Origin of the sequence: Actinophytocola oryzae (assembly GCF_004364325.1) — a bacterium.
Classification (GTDB): domain Bacteria; phylum Actinomycetota; class Actinomycetes; order Mycobacteriales; family Pseudonocardiaceae; genus Actinophytocola; species Actinophytocola oryzae.
On record NZ_SOCP01000009.1, the window covers coordinates 64,309 to 83,280 of the forward strand.

The 18,972-nt window shown below is 70.3% G+C and carries 17 protein-coding genes and 1 pseudogene; 9 read left to right on the top strand and 9 right to left on the bottom strand.

Annotated features, from left to right (window positions below):
- Positions 1 to 6: 6 nt before the first annotated feature.
- The 4 genes from CLV71_RS24025 to CLV71_RS24040 are packed head-to-tail and all read right to left on the bottom strand — an operon-like array spanning position 7 to position 4,154.
- On the bottom strand, positions 7 to 1,299 hold the full coding sequence (locus tag CLV71_RS24025; protein ID WP_133905114.1) for an ABC transporter substrate-binding protein: 1,293 nt from the start codon (positions 1,297 to 1,299) through the stop codon (positions 7 to 9).
- A gap of 19 nt (positions 1,300 to 1,318) precedes the next feature.
- Entirely contained in the window at positions 1,319 to 2,215 is an 897-nt protein-coding gene (locus CLV71_RS24030; RefSeq protein ID WP_133905115.1) for a carbohydrate ABC transporter permease, read from the bottom strand.
- A gap of 14 nt (positions 2,216 to 2,229) precedes the next feature.
- A complete protein-coding gene (locus CLV71_RS24035; protein WP_133905116.1) occupies positions 2,230 to 3,144 on the bottom strand; it encodes a carbohydrate ABC transporter permease in 915 nt (304 codons plus the stop codon).
- Positions 3,141 to 4,154 (bottom strand): LacI family DNA-binding transcriptional regulator, encoded by a 1,014-nt coding sequence (locus tag CLV71_RS24040; protein ID WP_133905117.1) that lies wholly within the window; start codon positions 4,152 to 4,154, stop codon positions 3,141 to 3,143. The genes CLV71_RS24035 and CLV71_RS24040 overlap by 4 nt, the downstream gene beginning before the upstream one ends.
- A 170-nt stretch (positions 4,155 to 4,324) precedes the next feature.
- Here CLV71_RS24040 and CLV71_RS24045 point away from each other — a divergent pair, with 170 nt between their 5' ends.
- The 6 genes from CLV71_RS24045 (at position 4,325) to CLV71_RS24070 (ending at position 9,829) form a co-directional block, all read left to right on the top strand.
- The gene (locus CLV71_RS24045) at positions 4,325 to 4,900 is read left to right on the top strand and encodes an ArsR/SmtB family transcription factor (RefSeq protein ID WP_133905118.1); all 576 of its coding nucleotides are present in this window, start codon (positions 4,325 to 4,327) and stop codon (positions 4,898 to 4,900) included.
- Positions 4,897 to 5,643, top strand: coding sequence for an SRPBCC domain-containing protein (locus CLV71_RS24050; protein WP_133905119.1), 747 nt, complete (start codon positions 4,897 to 4,899; stop codon positions 5,641 to 5,643). The genes CLV71_RS24045 and CLV71_RS24050 overlap by 4 nt, the downstream gene beginning before the upstream one ends.
- Before the next feature lie 12 nt (positions 5,644 to 5,655).
- The gene (locus CLV71_RS24055; RefSeq protein ID WP_133905120.1) at positions 5,656 to 6,417 is read left to right on the top strand and encodes an SDR family NAD(P)-dependent oxidoreductase; all 762 of its coding nucleotides are present in this window, start codon (positions 5,656 to 5,658) and stop codon (positions 6,415 to 6,417) included.
- A 68-nt stretch (positions 6,418 to 6,485) separates the two neighbouring features.
- Positions 6,486 to 6,743 carry a UBP-type zinc finger domain-containing protein gene (locus CLV71_RS24060; RefSeq protein ID WP_133905121.1) on the top strand — a complete coding sequence of 86 codons (258 nt, stop codon included), beginning with the start codon at positions 6,486 to 6,488 and terminating at the stop codon, positions 6,741 to 6,743.
- A 12-nt stretch (positions 6,744 to 6,755) separates the two neighbouring features.
- On the top strand, positions 6,756 to 8,411 hold the full coding sequence (locus tag CLV71_RS24065) for an FAD-dependent oxidoreductase (RefSeq protein WP_133905122.1): 1,656 nt from the start codon (positions 6,756 to 6,758) through the stop codon (positions 8,409 to 8,411).
- Positions 8,408 to 9,829 carry an ATP-binding protein gene (locus CLV71_RS24070; RefSeq protein ID WP_133905123.1) on the top strand — a complete coding sequence of 474 codons (1,422 nt, stop codon included), beginning with the start codon at positions 8,408 to 8,410 and terminating at the stop codon, positions 9,827 to 9,829. The genes CLV71_RS24065 and CLV71_RS24070 overlap by 4 nt, the downstream gene beginning before the upstream one ends.
- 6 nt (positions 9,830 to 9,835) lie before the next feature.
- Here the strand turns inward: CLV71_RS24070 and CLV71_RS24075 are convergent, their stop codons facing one another.
- Complete coding sequence (locus tag CLV71_RS24075) at positions 9,836 to 10,681, bottom strand: NAD-dependent epimerase/dehydratase family protein (protein WP_133905124.1); 846 nt, start codon at positions 10,679 to 10,681, stop codon at positions 9,836 to 9,838.
- Positions 10,682 to 10,872: 191 nt separating this feature from the next.
- Here CLV71_RS24075 and CLV71_RS24080 point away from each other — a divergent pair.
- A pseudogene (locus tag CLV71_RS24080) lies at positions 10,873 to 11,679 on the top strand (S1 family peptidase); the annotation flags it as partial.
- Positions 11,680 to 11,817: 138 nt separating this feature from the next.
- Entirely contained in the window at positions 11,818 to 12,045 is a 228-nt protein-coding gene (locus CLV71_RS50455; RefSeq protein ID WP_341771667.1) for a proprotein convertase P-domain-containing protein, read from the top strand.
- Here CLV71_RS50455 and CLV71_RS24085 read toward each other — a convergent pair.
- From CLV71_RS24085 to CLV71_RS24095, 3 genes are read right to left on the bottom strand one after another with little or no spacing between them, the layout of a single operon-like run.
- The gene (locus CLV71_RS24085; protein ID WP_133905126.1) at positions 12,015 to 12,221 is read right to left on the bottom strand and encodes a hypothetical protein; all 207 of its coding nucleotides are present in this window, start codon (positions 12,219 to 12,221) and stop codon (positions 12,015 to 12,017) included. The genes CLV71_RS50455 and CLV71_RS24085 overlap by 31 nt on opposite strands.
- A 60-nt stretch (positions 12,222 to 12,281) precedes the next feature.
- Positions 12,282 to 13,010, bottom strand: coding sequence for a FadR/GntR family transcriptional regulator (locus CLV71_RS24090; RefSeq protein WP_208297724.1), 729 nt, complete (start codon positions 13,008 to 13,010; stop codon positions 12,282 to 12,284).
- A 24-nt stretch (positions 13,011 to 13,034) separates the two neighbouring features.
- Complete coding sequence (locus tag CLV71_RS24095; RefSeq protein WP_208297725.1) at positions 13,035 to 13,943, bottom strand: dihydrodipicolinate synthase family protein; 909 nt, start codon at positions 13,941 to 13,943, stop codon at positions 13,035 to 13,037.
- Positions 13,944 to 14,042: 99 nt separating this feature from the next.
- Between CLV71_RS24095 and CLV71_RS24100 the strand changes: the two genes are divergently transcribed.
- Positions 14,043 to 16,136: a beta-galactosidase gene (locus CLV71_RS24100; RefSeq protein WP_243866676.1), complete on the top strand. Its 2,094-nt coding sequence runs from the start codon at positions 14,043 to 14,045 to the stop codon at positions 16,134 to 16,136.
- Here the strand turns inward: CLV71_RS24100 and CLV71_RS50460 are convergent.
- On the bottom strand, positions 16,019 to 18,961 hold the full coding sequence (locus CLV71_RS50460) for an exo-alpha-sialidase (protein WP_208297726.1): 2,943 nt from the start codon (positions 18,959 to 18,961) through the stop codon (positions 16,019 to 16,021). The two genes, CLV71_RS24100 and CLV71_RS50460, sit on opposite strands and share 118 nt — an antisense overlap.
- Between the last annotated feature and the right edge of the window lie 11 nt (positions 18,962 to 18,972).

Sequence of the window (18,972 nt, forward strand, 5' to 3'; positions counted from 1 at the left end):
TTCCGGTCAGCCGATGGACGACCAGCCGTCGGTCAGCTGCTTCTTCAGGTCGTCGACACTGATCGAGTTGGCGAAGTACTGCTGCAGCGCGGGAGTCGCGTACTGATCCTTCCACTGTGGATAGTTCTTCGCCTGCTGGAAGGGGGCGCCGGCCAGGTCCTCACCGGTACGCAGCATCGGCCCCCACACCGGGATGTTCTGCGTCTCCGTCGCCACCGCGCCACGCGCGGTCTTCGACGACGGGATCAGCCAGTCGCCCTGCGCGAGCTTCGACTGGTTCTCCGCGTTCATGAAGTAGTCGATGAACTTCGCGGCCTGCTCGGGTGCCTTGCTCTGCGCGGACACCGACATGGTCTGCGGGTTGGCCGCCTGCGTCGGTCCCGCCGAGCCGGCGAGCGGGGGCAGCACCGTCCACTGGAAACCCTGCGGCGCGGACTCGGTGATCTGCTGGGCCAGGAAGTTGCCGCCGACGTACATCGCGTACTTGCCGCCGAGGAAGCCGGGCAGGACGTCGGTGCCGGACTGCGTGAGCGACACCGGGTCGAGCGACTTGTCGTCGAACGCCATGGCGTGGATGCGTTCCGGCACCGCGAGCTCGCTCTCGCCGACGTGGATCGTGGCCGAGCCGTCGTCCTTGGTGTCGAAGAACGTGCCGTCGAAGCCCAACGCGGTGTTCATGACCGCGGCGGTCGGCTGCTTGAGGCCCCAGCCGATGCCGAACCTGCCGTTGCCGGTCAGCTTCTTGGCCATCGACTGCAGGTCGTCCCACGTGAGGGTCTCACCGGACGGGACCTCGACACCCGCCTGGGCGAGCGCGTCGGTGTTGGCGAACACGACGTAGGTCTGCAGCAGGGTCGGCGCGGCCACGACCTTGCCGTCGGCCGTGGTGACGGTCTTCCACACGTCGTCGCTGACCGCGCTCGTGACGTCCTTGCTCAGGTACTTGCCGATGTCGGCGAGGTAGCCCTGCTGCGCGAAGCCCATGATGTCGCTGGACTCGTCGTGGATGATGTCCGGCGCCGTGTCGCCCTGGAACTGCGTGACGAGCTGGTCGTGCACGTTGTCCCAGGTACCCTGCGTGAGCTTGATCTGGATGTCGGGGTTGTCCTTGTTCCAGCTGTCCACGATGTTCTTCGTCGCGGCCACGGTGGAGTCCTGGTAGGCCAGGCTCTGGAACGTCAGTGTCACCGGGCCGTCGGCGGACCCGCCGTCGTCGCCGCTGTCACCGCTGTTGAGCGCACAGCCCGACAGCAGCAGGGCGGCCGCGGCGCCGATGCCGAGCAACGCCTTTCGGTTCATGGAGATTCTCCTTAACTCGTCAGCCTTTGACGGCGCCGCTCATGAGCCCGGAGGTGAGCCGGCGTTGGATGATCAGGAAGAACAACAGGCTCGGGATCGTCGCGAGCAGCGAGGCCGCCGCGAGCTGTCCGAGCTGGACCTGCCCCTCCGCGCCGACGAACCGCGCGAGGGTCAGGGGAAGGGTCTGCTTCTCCGGGTCCTTCATCAGCACCAGAGCGAAGAAGAACTCGTTCCACGACGAGATGAACGTGAACATGCTCGTCGCCACGAGCCCGGGGGCCAGCAGGGGCAGCACGATCGAGCGCAGCACCCGCAGTTTCCCCGCCCCGTCAATGGCACCTGCCTCCTCCAGGTCCACGGGGATGGCGGCGACGTAACCGCGCAACATCCACAACGCGAACGGCAGGCACCATACCGTGTACACGAGAACGAGTCCGACCGGGTTGTTCACGAGCCCGACCTGCTTGAGGACGAGGAACACCGGGATCACGATCAGGATGAACGGGAACACCTGGCTGAGCAGGATCCAGCCGGTCGCGATGCCCCGCAGCCTGGTCCGGAACCGTGCCAGCGCGTAGGCGGCAGGCAGCGAGACGACCGTGACGATCACGGTCGTCAGCGCCGCGACCAGCAGGCTGTTCCCGGCCGCCTGCAACAGGTTCGCCTTCGTGACCGCGTTGCCGAAGTTGTCCCAGGTCAACGACTTCGGGAAGAACGACGGGTTCGGCGACTGCAGCTCCTGCGGCGTCTTGAGCGACGTGGACAGCAGGAACAGCAGCGGGAAGCCCAGGAACACCACGTACGCCAGCAGAGCGAGGTACTGCAACGGCCTCGCGAACGTCGCGCCGCGCCGCACCGGCGGCTCGGCGACCTTGCGGATGGTCTGCCGGGGTGGCGGGGCCAGGGTCCGGGTCATCTGGTCGCTCCGTGTCACGATTCACGGCTCCTCGCCTGGCCACGCAGGTAGAAGAACAGGAACGCGGTGATGACGACGACCATGACGTTGCCCATCGCCGCCGCGTAGCCGAAGTTGCCGTAGCGGAACGCCTCGTTGTAGGCGAACAGCATCGGCAGCATGGTCTTTCCGCCCGGGCCGCCCGCCGTGAGCACGAAAACCAGCGCGAACGAGTTGAAGTTCCAGATCAGGTCCAGCGAGGTGATCGCGAGGATCACCGGCCGCAACGCGGGCAGCGTGACGTGCCAGAACCGCTGCCACGTGCCCGCACCGTCGATGGCCGCCGCCTCGTGCAGGTCGGCCGACACGTTCTGCAGGCCCGCCAACAGGGTCACGGTCGTCTGCGGCATGCCCGCCCACACGCCGACCACGATCACCGCCGGGAGCGCGGTCGAGAAGTCGCCGAGCCAGTTGATGTCGCCGGAGAGCCCGAGCGTCCGCATGGTCTCGTTCACCGGGCCGTACGTGGGATTGAGCATGAGCCGCCACATGATCGCGATGACGACCGGCGGCATGGCCCACGGCACGAGCGCGAGCGTGCGGGCGAGCCACCGCATCCGCAGGTTCAGGTCGAGCAGCAGCGCGAGTCCCAGCGAGGCGAGGAACTGCAGGATCGTGACGCCGAACGCCCACAGCAGGCCGATGCGGAAGCTGCTCCAGAACAGCTCGTTGTGAAGCAGTTTCGTGTAGTTGTCGACGCCGTTGAAGTTCACCGGCTGGTTGAGGCCCGCCTTGGCGTCGGTGAAACCGAGCAGGATGCCCTGCACCAGCGGGTAGACGCTGATCAGCACGACCGGGATCAGCGCGGGCAGCACGAGCAGCCACGCGTCGCGGCCGTCGCCGCGTCCGCGCTGCCTGCGGCGCGGGGCCCGCACGGCGATGGCGGTCACAGGTTCTCTTCCTTCGTGGACGAACCGCGGACGGTCAGCGTCGGCTCGATGACGACCTGGCGCACCGGCGCGTCCGGCTTCTCCAGGCGCCGCAACAGGAGCCGGGCCGCCGTCCTGGCACGCCGTGTCGCGCCGAGGTCCACGCTGGTGATCGCGGGGTTCGCGAGGTCGGCGATGTCCGTGTCGTCCATGCCGACGATCGCGACGTCGTCCGGGATCTTGAGGCCGCGGCGGGTGGCCACGTTCAGCGCGGCGATGGCGAGGAGGTCGTTGGCGCAGACGATCGCGTCCGGAGTTCCCTTCTCAAGCAGCGTCGCCGCGGCCTTGAGGCCGGCCTGGTAGGTGAAGTCCCTGGCGTCGACCTGGGTCCTGTCCTCGATGCCCCTGGCCGCGAGCGCCTTCAGGTAACCGTCGCGCCGGGCCGCGCCCGGCACGGTGTCGACCGGTCCGTTGACGAACGCGATGCGCGTGCGGCCCTGCGCGGCGAGGTGGTCGACGGCGAGCGCCATGCCCGCCACGGAGTCCGCCCGGACGTTGTCCAGCTCCGCACCGGGCGGCAGCGACCCGATGATCACGATCGGGAGCCTGCTCGACCGCAGCTGCGTGCCCAGCTCCTCCGGCACCCGCAGCGGGCTCATGATCAGCCCGTCCGCGTAGCCGCGGTTGAGGCTGACCAGCAGGTCGATCTGGTCCTTCGGGTCGATGCCGGTCGAGGACAGGACGAGCCGGTAGCCCGCCTTCGTCACGACGCGCGAGATCTCCCGCATCATGCCGACGTACACCGGGTTGCCGACGTCCGCGACCGCGAGCGCGATCTGTTCGGTCCTCCCGACCTTGAGCGAGCGCGCGGTCGCGTCCGGGACGTAGCCCAGCTCGGCCGCCGCGGCACGCACGCGCTCGGTGACCCGCTCCGACGCCGGCAACCCGTTCATCACCCGTGACACGGACGCGATGGACACCCCGGCACGCTCGGCGACCAGCACGAGCGTCGACTTCCTGGGGTCGGCCATGGGTTCCTCGCGTCCTCGGAAGAGTCTGTAAACGTTTACGAGAACGTTTACAGCCGGACCCTACGTCCGCTCGCCGACCTCCGCAACCCGGGTCCGATAACGCCCGCGTCACAAGTGGACGATCGACCGGCGCCTTGACAAATTAAGTTGTCAAGGGTTCCCTTGCGGTCGTGCAGGACATCGAGGTGATCGCCGACCCCGCCGCGGCCGTGGTGGTGCTGGACCCCGTGCGAGCCCGGCTGCTCGGTGCGCTCCGGGAGCCGGCCTCCGCCGCGACGCTCGCCACGAAGGTGGGTCTGACCAGGCAGAAGGTGAACTACCACCTGCGTCAGCTGGAGGCGCACGGTCTCGTCGAGGCGGCGGGCACCCGCGTCTGGGGTGGTCTCACCGAGCGGCTGCTCGTGGCCACCGCCGGCGGGTACGTCGTGGCGCCGGAACCCCTCGGCGAGCCGGTCGGCGGTCCCGACCGGCTCTCGGCCGCGTACCTCATCGCGGTCGCGGCCAGGGCGGTCCGCGAGGTCGGCGCGCTCGCCAGACGAGCGGCCCGTGCCGACCGGACCCTGCCCGTGCTCGCGCTGGACGCCGAGATCCGCTTCGCCACCCCGGACGACCGTGCCGCGTTCGCCGACGAGCTGGCCGCCGCCGTGTCCACCCTGGCGGCGAAGTACCACGACGAGAAGGCCCCGGGCGGCCGGTGGCAGCGGCTGCTGGTCGCCGTCCACCCCCGACCGAAGGACGTCGCATGACCGAGGAACACGTGACGAGCGCCGAGGCGATCGCGGCCGGTCCCGAGGAGGTCTGGGCGGCGATCACGACGGCGTCGGGCAGCGAGGCCTGGTCCTTCCGCGCCGACGTGGAACCGAACGAGGGCGGCGCGGTGCGGCTCCACAGGGGACCGTTCGCCCCGGACGCCGCCGCCACGGTGACCGCCTGGGAGCCGCCGCGCCGGTTCGCCTACGAGGAGCCCCCGAGCGCGACGGAGTACCTCGTGGAGGCGCGTGACCGGGGCAGCTGCGTGGTGCGGGTCGTGAGCACCTTCCCCGGCGGCACCGAATGGGACGACCTCGCCGAGGAGGCGGGCAACGGCTGGCGGATGTCGCTGCTCGTCCTGCGTGCCTACGTCACCCACTTCGCCGGCCTGCGCTCGGCCAGGCTGGACCTGACGGCGCCCGTGGACGCACCGGTGTCGGCACGCGCCGAGGTCGGCGCGGTCGTCGCGACGTCGCTGGGCGTAGGTGGTCTCACGGCGGGCGAGGAGTTCCACAACGCGCTCGCCGACGGCACGGTCGAGCACCTCGGCCCCTACTTCACGCTGCTGCGCGCGACACGCCCGTGCCCCGCGCTGTTCGCGATCTCCAGCTTCCCCATGGACGCCGTCACGCTCTCGGTCAACGTGACCGGACGCCTGTACGGCGCCGACGCCGAGGCGGTGGCCACGCGGGAACGCCCGCGCTGGCAGGACTGGCTCACCCGCCTCACCACACAGTGAAGGAGCGAGAACATGTTGCTGGCAGGCAAGAACGCCATCGTCTACGGCGCCGCCGGTCAGGTCGGCACCGCACTGTCCACCGCGTTCGCCCGTGCGGGGGCGCGGGTCCACCTCGCGGGCCGCACGGCGAGGACGCTCGAGGACCTCGCCGAGCGCCTCCGCGGTGACGGCGGCCAGGCCGAGCCGTCCGTCGTGGACGCACTGGACGAGACGGCGGTGGACGCGCACACCGACGCGGTCGCGGCGACGTGGGGGAGTGTGGACATCTGCGTCAGTGTCATCGACATCGCCGACGCCCAGGGCACGCCGCTGGCCGAGATGTCCCTGGAGGACTTCGAACGTCCGGTCCGCATCGCGACGCGGTCCACGTTCCTCACCGCCCGCGCGGCGGCACGGCACATGGTGCGTCGGCGGTCGGGCGTCATCCTGACCTTCGGCGGTGACGGTGGCGGCGAGCCGATGCGCGATTACTCGATCGGCGGGCTGCAGGTCGCGCTCAACGCGGTCGACTTCCTCCGCCGCCAGCTCGCGGCCGAGCTGGGCTCGTACGGCATCAGGGTGCTCGGGCTGCACACCGGCGGCGTCGTCGAGGGGCTGCCGGACGACTTCGGCGCCCGCCAGGAGGTCACGGACATGATCGTCGGGAAGACCATGCTCGGGCGAGCGGCGACCTTCGCCGACGTCGGCAACGTGGCCGTGTTCGCCGCCTCCGACCTCGCCGCTTCGATGACGGCCACGTCACTCAACATCACCTGCGGCGCGGTCGCCGACTAGGGGTTCGCCGAGAGTGAATGGCATCTCGGGTGGCGGCGCTTGTCGGGCGACCCGTGCAAGATAGGGCCATGGCTGAATGCACGCACGTCGCCGAGCTGGGTGACGTCACGCCGAGTGACACCGAGGGCTGCACGGACTGCCTCGCGGTGGGGGGACACTGGGTCCACCTCCGCGAGTGCCTGACCTGCGGCCACGTCGGCTGCTGCGACTCGTCGCCCGCCAAGCACGCCACCGCCCACCACAACGCCACTCGGCACCCGGTGATCCGGTCGTTCGAGCCGGGCGAGGACTGGCGCTGGTGCTACGTCGACCAAGAGATCGTGTGAGTGAATAGCGCCGTGAACAAACCGGTACTGCTGACCGTCGACGACGACCCGGGGGTGTCCCGGGCCGTGGCCCGCGACCTGCGCCGCCGCTACGGCGAGGGCCACCGCGTGGTGCGTGCGTCCTCCGGCCAGGAGGCGCTCGAGGCGCTGCGGGAGCTCAAGCTGCGTGGCGAGCAGGTCGCGGCCATGCTCGCCGACTACCGCATGCCCGAGATGAACGGCATCGAGTTCCTCGAGCAGGCGATGGACCTGTTCCCGCGGGCCCGCCGCGCGCTGCTCACCGCCTACGCCGACACCGACGCCGCGATCCAGGCCATCAACCTGGTCGACGTCGACCACTACCTGCTCAAGCCGTGGGACCCGCCGGAGGAGAAGCTGTACCCGGTGGTCGACGCGCTGATCGAGACGTGGCGCGGCTCGGGCGCGACCGCGGTCGAGGAGATCAAGATCGTCGGGCACCGGTGGTCGGCGCCGACGTACGCGGCGCGGGACTTCCTCGCCCGCAACGCCGTCCCGTACCGGTACTACACGATCGACGAGCCCGAGGGCCGCAGGCTGCTGGAGGCGGCGGGAGCCGACCCGACCGAGATCCCGGTGGTGATCACGACCGACGGGCAGGCACTGCTGGCCCCGAGCGACGCACGGATCGCCTCGGCCGTGGGGCTGACCGTGGACCCGGCCACCGACTTCTACGACCTGATCGTGGTCGGCGGCGGCCCGGCAGGCCTCGGTTCGGCCGTGTACGGCGCGTCCGAGGGCTTACGGACCGTCCTGGTGGAACGGCAGGCCGCGGGCGGTCAGGCCGGGACCAGCTCACGCATCGAGAACTACCTCGGCTTCCCGGACGGCGTGTCCGGTGCCCAGCTCACCGACCGGGCCCGCCGCCAGGCGGTGAAGTTCGGCGCGGAGATGCTCACCGCCCGTGACGTCGTCGCGCTGGAGGTGCAGGGCTCGGCGCGGGTGGTCCGCTTCGGCGACGGCAGCACCATCTCGGCGCACGCGGTGATCCTCGCGACCGGCGTGGACTACCGCAGCCTCATGGCACCCGGCTGCGACGACCTGACCGGCCGTGGCGTGTTCTACGGGTCGGCCAACACCGAGGCCCCCGAGTGCGTCGGGCGCGACGTCTACATCGTGGGCGGCGCGAACTCCGCCGGTCAGGCGGCGGTGTTCTTCTCGAGGCACGCCCGGTCGGTCACGCTGGTGGTGCGGGGCGAGTCGCTGCACTCGTCGATGTCGCACTACCTCATCCAGCAGCTCGAGGCCATCGAGAACGTGCACGTGCGCACCTGCACGACCGTCGGCGAGGCGAGCGGCGACGAGCACCTCGAGAAGATCCGGCTCGACCACGTCGACGGCGCGACGGAGCTCGTCGAGACGAGCCATCTGTTCATCTTCATCGGCGCCCAGCCCCAGACCGACTGGCTCGACGGCGTGGTGGAACGGGACGAGCGCGGGTTCATCTGGACCGGGCCGGACCTGCTGGTCGACGGCGAGCGGCCCGCGGGGTGGCAGCTGGACCGCGATCCGTTCTACCTTGAATCGAGCGTGCCTGGCGTCTTCGTCGCCGGCGATGTGCGGGCCCAGTCGGTGAAGCGGGTCGCGTCGGCGGTCGGGGAGGGCGCCATGGCGGTCACGCTCGTGCACCGCTACCTGGAGGAACAGTGACCACCCCAGCACAGCTTCGCGAGCTGTTCCTGTTCGAGAACCTGACCGACGACCAGCTCGGGTGGGTGGCCGAGAACGGCGACGTCGTCTCGTACAAGGCGGGTGAGACCGTCTCGGTGGAGGGCGAGCCAGCGGAGTGCTTCTACGTGCTGCTGTCCGGCGAGCTGGTCATGGTGCGTCTGGTCCGGGGCGACGAGGTCGAGATAACCCGCAGCGACAGTCGCGGCGCGTACTCGGGCGCGACCCAGTTCTACCTCGGTGACCAGGTCGACCAGGTGTACGCGGCGACGATCCGCGCCGTCACCGACGCGACGTTCCTGGCGCTGCCCGCGGCGGAGTTCGCGGCCAGGTTCAACCAGTGGTTCCCGATGGCAGTGCACCTGCTGCAGGGCATGTTCGTCGGCCTGCAGAACGCCAACGTCCTGGTGGCGCAGCGGGAGCGGCTGCTCGCGCTCGGCAAGCTGACCGCCGGGCTCACCCACGAGCTGAACAATCCCGCCGCCGCGGCCGTGCGCGCGACCGAGACGCTGCGGGAGCGGTTCTCCGGGATGCGCCACAAGCTGGCGATGCTGGCCGACGGCCACTTCGACGGGCTCCAGCTGCACCAGCTGACCAAGATCCAGGACAAGTTCGTCCAGCGGATGGCCGAGGCCGAGGACCTGACGCCGATGCAGGTGGCCGACCGCGAGGACGAGCTGGGCGAGTGGTTCGACGACCGGAAGGTCAGCGGCGGCTGGGACCTCGCGCCGGTGTTCGTCGCCGCCGGGATCACGACCTCGGACCTCGACGAGCTGTCCAACGTGGTCGACTCCGGGTTCCTGGAGCCCGCGCTGCGCTGGCTCGCCTACACGGTCGAGACGGAGAACCTGCTCATCGAGGTCAAGGAGAGCACGAAGCGGATCTCGGCCCTCGTCGGCGCGGCCAAGCAGTACTCCCAGCTGGACCGCACACCCCACCAGGAGGTGGACCTCCACGAGGGCCTGGTCGCGACCCTGGTCATGCTGGCGGGCAAGAAGCCCGAGGGCGTGCGGATCGTGAAGGAGTTCGACAAGTCGCTGCCCCGCGTGCCCGCCTACGCGGCCGAGCTGAACCAGGTGTGGACGAACCTGATCGAGAACGCGATCGACGCCGTCGCCGGAGACGGGACGATCACGGTCCGCACCGCCCGCGACGGCGACTCGGCCCTCGTCGAGGTGATCGACACCGGCCCCGGCGTCCCGGAGGAGCTGCGCCGCCGCGTGTTCGAGCCGTTCTTCACCACCAAGGGTGTCGGCCAGGGGACCGGTCTGGGCCTGGACGTCTCCTACCGCGTGGTGGTCAACCGCCACGGCGGCGACCTGCGGGTGGTCTCCGAGCCGGGCGACACCCACTTCCAGGTCCGGTTGCCGCTGCGGGCTCACGACGCTGCCGGGGGCTGAGCGGGCCTAACGCCAGGAGTGGGCCGGGTCGTAGCCGAGCAGGCGGCGCGCCTTGTCGATCGACAGGAGGGTTTCGTTCGGGCCGAACTCCCGTTTGTGCGGGACGTCCGGGTAGACCTCGGCCAGCAGCTCGTGGTTGGGGCGCGTCATGACCGTGTCGGCGTTCGCGATGACGAACACCTCGAAGCCCGGCTCGTCGTAGGCCAGCGCGAGGCGCACGGCCTGGGAGCCGTCGCGGGCGTCGATGTAGGACCACAGGTTCCAGCTCCGCGACCGCGCGTCCGCGTCGTAGTCCGGGAACCTCTCGTAGTCCTGCGGGTCCATCACGTTCGAGAACCGCAGGCCGATGATCTTCAGCGTCGGGTCCCAGCGGCAGAACTGGGCGGCCATCGTCTCGTCGAGGAGCTTGCCGAGCGAGTACGTCGACTCCGGGCGGCCCGCGTACTCCTCGTCGACCGGCACGTAGGGCGGCGGGGTCCCGAACGGGAGCCCCAGCACCGTCTCGCTCGACGCCCACACCACGTTCGTGATGCCGGCGAGCCGCGCGGCGGCGAACACGTTGTAGGTCGAGGGCACGTTGTTCGCGAACGTCGCCGCGTTCGCCGTCAGGCCGGGGGCCGGGATCGCGGCCAGGTGCACGACCGCGTCCACGCCCCGGTAGCGGTCGTCGACACCCGTCAGGGCCTCCACGACCTGGCCGTAGTCGGTCAGGTCGACGCGAAGGTGCGGGCACACCGGCGCCGCGGGCGCCACCAGGTCCAGGTTGTGCACCTCCCAGCCGTGTGCCAGCAGGTCGGCGACCACCGCACGGCCCAGCTTGCCGCTCCCGCCCGTTACCACCACGCGTGCCATCGGTGCCTCCACGGCTCGTTGTCCCGGTCGGAGGAACGGTAGTTGGCCAGATTGCAGTCTTGTGGTCAGCACCCCGACCGGGTGGAATCAGACACGGAAGATCGCTGACCGGCCACAGCCAGTGGTCAACGCGTGTTTCCGCCTTTCTCGACCCCTGCTGTCCGAGACCCGGACGTCGAAAGGACCTACTCGTGACAACACCACTCAGATCCGCCCTGCGCAGAGCCGCGCTGGTCACCATCGGCGCGGTCGCTGTGCTCGGCGCGGCGGCCGGCCAGGCGCTGGCCGCCCCGCCACCGGCGCCAGGCGACGACGTGCAACCTCAGGTCGTCGGCGGCACCCGCGCCGCTCAGGGCGAGTTCCCGTTCATGGTCCGCCTGTCCATGGGCTGCGGCGGCGCCCTGTACACCCAGGACATCGTGCTCACCGCGGCCCACTGCGTCGGCGCGACCGGCAACAACACGAGCATCGGCGTGACCGCCGGGGCCGTGGACCTGCAGGACGCGAACCGCATCACCCGCACGTCCACCTACGTCTACCGCGCACCGGGCTACAACAACCCGAGCGGTGACGACTGGGCGCTGATCAAGCTGAACTCGCCGATCACGAACCAGGCCACCCTGCCGATCGCCACGAGCACCGCCTTCGACACCGGCACGTTCACCGTCGCCGGCTGGGGCGCGGCCACCGAGGGCGGCGGTCAGCAGCGTTACCTGCTCAAGGCGACCGTCCCGTTCGTCACCGACTCGCAGTGCCAGCAGGCCTACAGCGACCTGGTGCCGAGCGAGGAGATCTGCGCGGGCAACTGGAGCAGCGGCGGCGTCGACACCTGCCAGGGCGACTCCGGTGGCCCCATGTTCCGCCGCGACAACAACAACGCCTGGATCCAGGTCGGCATCGTCAGCTGGGGCATCGGCTGTGCCCGCCCGCAGAACCCGGGCGTGTACTCGCAGGTGAGCGCGTTCGCGTCGGCCATCGCCGCCGCGGCGGCGAACCTCGGCGGCACCACGCCGCCGCCACCCGGCCGCACCTTCGAGAGCACCACCGACGTGACGATTCCCGACAACTCGACGGTCTCGAGCCCGATCACGGTGTCCGGCGCGTCGGGTGCCGCCTCGGCCAGCGCCGCCGTCGAGGTGCACATCGTCCACACCTACCGAGGTGACCTGGTCGTCGACCTCGTCGCCCCGGACGGCACGGTCTACAACCTGCTCAACCGCAGCGGCGGCAGCGCCGACAACGTGGACCAGACCTTCACGAAGAACCTGTCCAGCGAGACCGCCAACGGCACGTGGAACCTCCGCGTCCGCGACGCGGCCACACAGGACACCGGCTACATCGACAGCTGGAAGATCAGCCTGTAGTCGACCGGACCGAGGGCCGTCTCCCCGCGCCGGGAGGCGGCCCTCGCTCGTCCACAGCCGGGGCCACGGGCTGACGCGACACCGGCGAGCGGCGATACCCAGCTGAGCGGCGGCGGCACGGACCTCGCCTCCGCGGGGTCGCCCGACGTGACCGCCGGGCAGACCATCACCGGCATCGACCTCGGTCCCTGCCCCCGGTGAGGCCGGTCCTGACCGCGTGGTCACGGCCGCGCCGGTCAGGTCGCCCGGATCTGCTCGATTCGGGCGTCCAGGTTGCGGAAGTGCTCGACCATCGCGTGTTCGGCCTTGGCCACGTCGTGCTTGCGCAGCGCGGTCACGATGGCCCGGTGCCTGCGGACCGTCTGGGCGGGGTTGGGGTCGGTGACGCCGAGGCGGTGGTTGACCCGGTGGAAGACGTCCCAGAAGGCCCTCAGCAGCTGTGTGACCAGGGCGTTGTTGAGCGACCGGTAGAGGATCTCGTGGAACTCGCGGTCCTCGTCGGCGAAGGTGGCGCCCGCCCTGGCCCGCTCGGCCATCCGCCTGGTGACCTCGTCGAGGGCCGCGAGGTCCTCCTCCGGCACGGTCGCGGCCACCCGGCGGATCAGCGCGGCCTCCAGCGCCTCGCGGACCTCGAGGATCTCCTCCATCGAGCGGAGGTCGCGGCCGATGTCGTGCAGTGCGCGGAAGGTCAGGCCGTCGGCGAGCGGGTCGAGCGACAGCCTGCCGACGTAGGTGCCGTAGCCGTGCCGGATCTCCACGATGTCCAGCGCCTGCAACGCCTTCAGCGCCTCGCGGATCGAGTTCCTGCTGACGCCGAGCGCCTCGACCAGCTCGGTCTCCGTCGGCAGCGGATCACCGGAACGCAGCCCTCGGTTGAGGATCAGCCCGGTGATCTCGTCCCGGATCGCCCTGCTCATCCTCGTGGCCACGCGGTTCATCGGCGCGGGTGTCTGCTGCTCTGTCACGGGGGACCTCCCAACGGGCCAACCTTAGAGGAGGCCGGCCTCGGCCAGACGGCTTCGCACGGCGCCGCGTTCCGTGTCGTCCAACGGGATCATCGGCGTGCTGGTCGTGCCGTTCGCGATGACACCGCGTGCCACGAGTCCCTCCTTGAACGCGCCGATCGCGGAGGAGTAGCGGCCCATCCGGCCGTCGCCCACGTTGATCAGCCTGAACAGCGTGCGCAGCCGCGTCTGTTCGGTCGCGGCCGTCGCCCAGTCGCCGCGTTTCGCCGCGTCGTAGAGGCGCCGGTAGCCTGCCGGGTCGACGTTGCCGAGGCCGGGCACCAGGCCGTGCGCCCCGAGGAACAGGCCCACGTCGGCCAGCACTTCCGAGCCGGAGAACACCCGCACCGGCACCGGGTCCTCGATCAGCGCGCGCAGGCCGTCGAGGTCGCCGCTGGAGTCCTTGACCGCGTCGATCGTGCCGTCCTCGGCGAGCGCCAGCACGACGTCGGTCGGCAGCTTCTGGCCGACCGACACCGGGATGTCGTAGGCGATGAGCGGCAGGTCCACCGCGGCGCGGATGGCGCGGAAGTGGCCGGGGAACTCCACCGGGTGCGTCGGGGCGTAGAAGGGGGCGGTCGCCACGAGCGCGTCCGCGCCCGCGGCCTTGGCGGCCTTCGCGTGCTCGACGACGCGCGGGGTGGTCGTGTCGATGATCCCGGCGAGCACCGGCACCTGTCCGGCCGCGACGCCTGCCACGACCTCGAGGGCCCGGTAGCGGGTCTCGTCCGGCAGGTAGGCGACCTCACCGGTCGAGCCGGTGACGAACAACCCGTGCATGCCGTTCTCGATCAGGAACGCCGAGAGCCGTTCCAGGGACGGCACGTCGAGCTCACGTTCCGGGGTCAGGGGTGTGCACACGGGTGGCACCACGCCGCCGTCGAGCTGTGTCAAGGCATCTCCCTTGCGGATGAGAGGCGGTTCGTCATACGGTCGCGCCCGACATCCTACGTCCTATGTCCTATGTCTTCGGTTGCGAGAGTGGGAATCGTCGTGGAGTCAGTAGTGCGGCACCGCCTCGGGGGGTTCGGGGCCGGGGCCGACTACAACCCCGAGCAGTGGCCGGAGGCGGTGTGGGACGAGGACGTCACGCTGATGAGGACCGCGGGCGTCACCATGGTCTCGGTCGGCATCTTCGGCTGGGCGGCCACCGAGCCCACGCCGGGCTCGTACGACTTCTCGTGGCTCGACCGGGTCATGGACCTGCTGTCCGCGAACGGGATCGGCGCCTGTCTCGCCACCATGACCGCGTCCCCGCCGCCGTGGCTCGCCCACGCGCACCCCGAGACCCTGCCGCGTCTCGCGGACGGGACCGTGCTGTGGCCGGGGGCCCGCCAGCACTACTGCCCGTCCAGCCCCGTCTACCGCGAGCACGCCGCCCGCCTGGTCGAGGCACTCGCGGTCCGTTACGCAGACCATCCGGCGCTCGCCATGTGGCACGTCAACAACGAGTACGGCTGCCACGTGCCCGAGTGCTTCTGCGACGTGTCGGCGGCGGCGTTCCGCGACTGGCTCACCGACCGGTACGGGGAGGTGACCGCGCTGAACGACGCGTGGTCCACCACGTTCTGGTCCCAACGCTACGGCGACCTCGCCGAGGTGCTGCCGCCCCGGAGCGCGCCGACCTTCCGCAACCCCGCGCAGGTGCCGGACTTCAGACGGTTCTCCTCCCGCGCACTGCTCGACTGCTACCTCGTGGAGAAGGAGATCCTGCGCCGGGTCACACCGGACGTACCGGTCACGACGAACTTCGTCGGCGCCTGGCACCGCGTCGACGTGGCCGACTGGGCACGGCACCTGGACGTCGTGTCCTACGACTCCTACCCGGACCCGCACGACCGCGATACCGTAATCCAGGCGGCGTTCTCGTACGACTGGTCGCGTTCGCTGCACGGCAGGCCCTGGCTGCTGCTGGAGCAGGCGCCGAGCGCGGTGAACTGGCGGGAATGCAACGCGCCCAAGGCGCCGGGTGAGATGCGGCTGTGGAGCTACCAGGCCGTGGCACGTGGCGCGGACGCGGTGATGTACTTCCAGTGGCGCCAGTCCCGGGGTGGTGCGGAACGCTTCCACTCGGCGATCGTGCCGCACGGAGGGGCCGACACCAGGACGTTCAGGGAGACCGCGGCGCTCGGCGCGGAGCTGGCGAAGCTGGAACCGTTGCTGGGGACCGATGTGGACGCTCATGTCGCGCTGGTGACGGACTGGTCGAGCCGTTGGGCGCTGCAGGGTGCCGCACTGCCGGCGTCGGACCTCTCGCTGGAGGAGACCAACCTCGCGCACTACCGTCCACTGTGGAACGCGAACGTGGCGGTGGACGTGGTGGCGCCGACCGCGGACCTGACGCGTTACAAGCTGGTCGTGGTACCGAACCTGTACGCGGTGGACGTCGACGTGGCCGCCCGGCTGGTCGAGTACGTGCGTGGCGGTGGGCACCTGGTCATGTCGTACTTCTCGGGGATCGTGGACAGCAGTGAGCGAGTGCACCTCGGCGGCTATCCCGGACCGTTCCGTGAGATGCTGGGCCTGCTGGTGGAGGAGTTCTGGCCACTGCCTGCCGACGGCACGGTCGCACTCGGCTCCGGCGCGGTCGGCGCGCTGTGGTCCGAGTGGATCACCACCGAGGGCGCCGCGGTCCTGGACACGTTCACCGACGGCGCCCTGGACGGCCGACCGGCAATCACGAGACACACGTTCGGCGACGGCGTGGCCACCTACCTGGGCACCCGCCCGAACGACGCGGCACTCGCGCAGGTCATGGCCCGAGCCCTCGCCGACGCGGGAGTCGAGGTGCCGGCCGTACCGGCCTGCGTCGAGCGCGTCCAACGTGGACAGTGGCTGTTCCTGCCGAACCACAACGAGACCGAGGTAGTGGTACCCGTCCCGGTCGGGGCGACCGACGCCCTCACCGGCGAGCCGCTCACGGAGCAGGAGCGGCTCGCCGGCAGAGGCGTGGTGGTTGCCCATCCGAGTCAGTCCACGTCCCGCATCGGCAGCTGGCGGAACGTGATCGTCTCGGACGAGCCGCTCACCCCGGTCTCGTACAGCAGGCCGACAGTGGACCCGGACAGCTGCACCAGGTCGGAGTAGGCCGCGGGCGCGTCGGACACCAGCAGGGTCTGCCGCCACGTCCGGCCGCCGTCCCCGCTCGCCCGGATCGCCAAAGCCCTACGGGCCGCCGGGTCCGACGGGCCGGCGAACAACAACAGATCCGGCCGCACCGTCTGCAGCAGGCTGCCCTCCACCTTCGGGACCGACAGCCCCGCCTGCGGCGCGTACGGCGCGGCCAGCGACCGGCCGCCGTCCGTGCTGTACGCGTCCACCCGGTTGGCGCCCGTGCCCTGGTTGCGGCTGTTGAAGTACACCCGCCCGTCGGGCAGCTGCGCCGCGGTCGTCTCGTTCGCCGCCACGACCGTGGCCGTCCGGTCCTCGGTGAAGCCGATCCGCCACGTACGGCCACCGTCGTCACTGATCAGGTCGTGGCCGCCGTAGTACTTCGCCTCCGTGCCCACGTCCGTCGAACCGGCGGGCGGCGCCGAGGAATGGTTCGCAGGCACGACGATCCGCCCGCTCCGCAACACGATCGCGTGACCCGGCCCCGTGGCGTACCAGCGCCAGTCGGCCTTCTTCGCGACGTTCGTGATCTCCTTCTCCCTCGACCACGAACGGCCCCCGTCGGTGCTGCGCTGCACGTACACCCGGCGGCTGTCCTGCGCGGACGCCGTGCCGGACATGATCTCCTTCTCGGTGACCCGCCCGTTGCGCGTGGTCAGCAACACGACGGTGCCGTCCGGCGACACGACGGGCGCGGGGTTACCGGCCGTCGCGTCGCCGTTGTCCGACACCACGGTCATCGGACCCCACGTGCAGCCGCCGTCGGAAGAACGGCGTTGCACGACCCGGATCGCGCCGGTGTCACCGGCGGACTCGACCCGGCCTTCCGCGAACGCCAGCACCGTGCCGTCCTTCGCACGAACCACGGCCGGGATACGGAAGGTGTTGTAACCCTGCGTGCCGGACACGAACGGCACCGAGGTGCAGCCCTGGCCCGGCAACGACCGCACGGAGTCGAGCGGCAACCGAAGTACCTCCCCGTCACGAATGTCCACATTGGACTGTCGAATCCGGTCAAGCTCCGAAGTGGACAGAGCCCGGCGGTACAGGCGCACCTCGTCGAGCGAGCCGTCCCACCGCTGCAGGTAGTCCTGACGCTCACCGAGATGGACCTGCCACGCCACGCGCTCGCTGATCGACCCGGCCACCGCGGGCCCGGACGCCGCCTGCACGCCGTCGACCCACAGCGTCAGCCGGCCATCCGCCCGCTGCAACGCCACGTGGTGCCACTGGTTGTCCGCGTACGCCGAGGTGGTGGTGATCTGCGACGTGCCCTGCGCGGTCGTCATCAGCGCCACCAGGCGGTTGCCGGCGGGTTCACCACGCAACCACAGCTGTGGCGCGGTGTTCATGCCACCCACCCACAGCAACGCCTGCTGGCCCGTCTGGGCGCCGTAACGGAACCACGCCGTGTAGGTGAGGTCGCCGTCGCCGGGCAGCTGCGCCGAGTCGTACGGCACCCGCAGGTAGTCGTCGGCTCCGTCGAGGTCGAGCGCGGTCCCGAACTTCCCTGCGACCTGCTGCGGACCACCCAGCACGTACGCGTCGGCGTGCGACTTCGACGTGTCCGGCGTGGTCGGGCCGACCGGCTTCCTGCCGCCCAGGTAGTCCTCGGTGAAGCGGGCGAACCGGATCTCGTCGCGTGCGTCGACCGGACCACCCTCGTACAGCAGGCCGATCTCGGCGTCGCGCACGCGTGACGAGCTGATCTGCACGAGATCCGAGTAACCGGACCAGTCCGAGGTGATCCGCGTGCCCTGCTCGGCCGCCTCGAAGCCGCGGCCGCCGTCGTAGGACGAGCGGATCATCATCCAGCGCCTGCGGTCGGTGTCGGACGGGGACGAGAACAGCATCCGGTCGGGGCCGGGGCGGTCGAGGCGCAACACCGCACCCTGCACGGTCGGCGTCACCAGGTCGGGAATCGACGTCCACTGTGTACTGAAGGTGTTCCCGCCGTCCCTGCTGATCGCGTACGTGCGGTTGCCGACCGACGTGCCGCCCTGCTCGCGGGCGTTCGCGTACACCGAACCGTCCGCCAGCTCGGTGACCGTGATCTCCTGCGGCTTCTGGGTGAACGTGCCACCCTGCGGGAACCTCGTCCTCCCGTTCGCGCCGACGTGCCAGCTGCGGCCGTGGTCGTCGCTGTACACGAGCGCGCCGTCGTTGCGGTAGGACGCGGTGCCGTCGCTGACCTCACCGCTGATGCCGAACACGAGCCGACCCGCGTGACGCCCCCTGGTCAGCTGGATGCCGTGCACGGGACCGGTGGCGACCCACCAGTCCCACTCGGGCAGCTTCATCTGCGTACTCGTGTCGACCGGCGCGGACCAGGTGACGCCGTCGTCGTCGCTGTACTGCACGTGCGGGAAGCGTGGGCACGGCGTGTCACACGCCTTGTCGTCGGTGCGACCCTTGTTGTAGGTGCTGACCAGGATGATGCGACCGGTCGTCTGGTCGACGATCGGCACGGGGTTGCCGTGCGTGTCGCCGCCGCCCTCGTTGACCAGCCGCAGCGGCGACCACGTGCGGCCACCGTCCGTGGAGCGCTTGACCACGAGGTCGATGTCCCCGGTGTCGCCGCAGTCGTTCACGCGGCCCTCGGCGAACGCCAGCAGGGTGCCCTTCTTGCTCCTGACGATCGCCGGGATGCGGAAGCAGGCGTAGCCCTGCTCATTCGCGGCCTTGAACAGCACCTGCTGGTCAAGGGTGGGCGGTGGGGCCGGTGCCGGCTCGGCGGCGGCGGACTGGGTGAGCCCGGCCGCCACCACAACGGACAACAGTCCTGCCAGTAACGCTTTCACGACCACGTCCT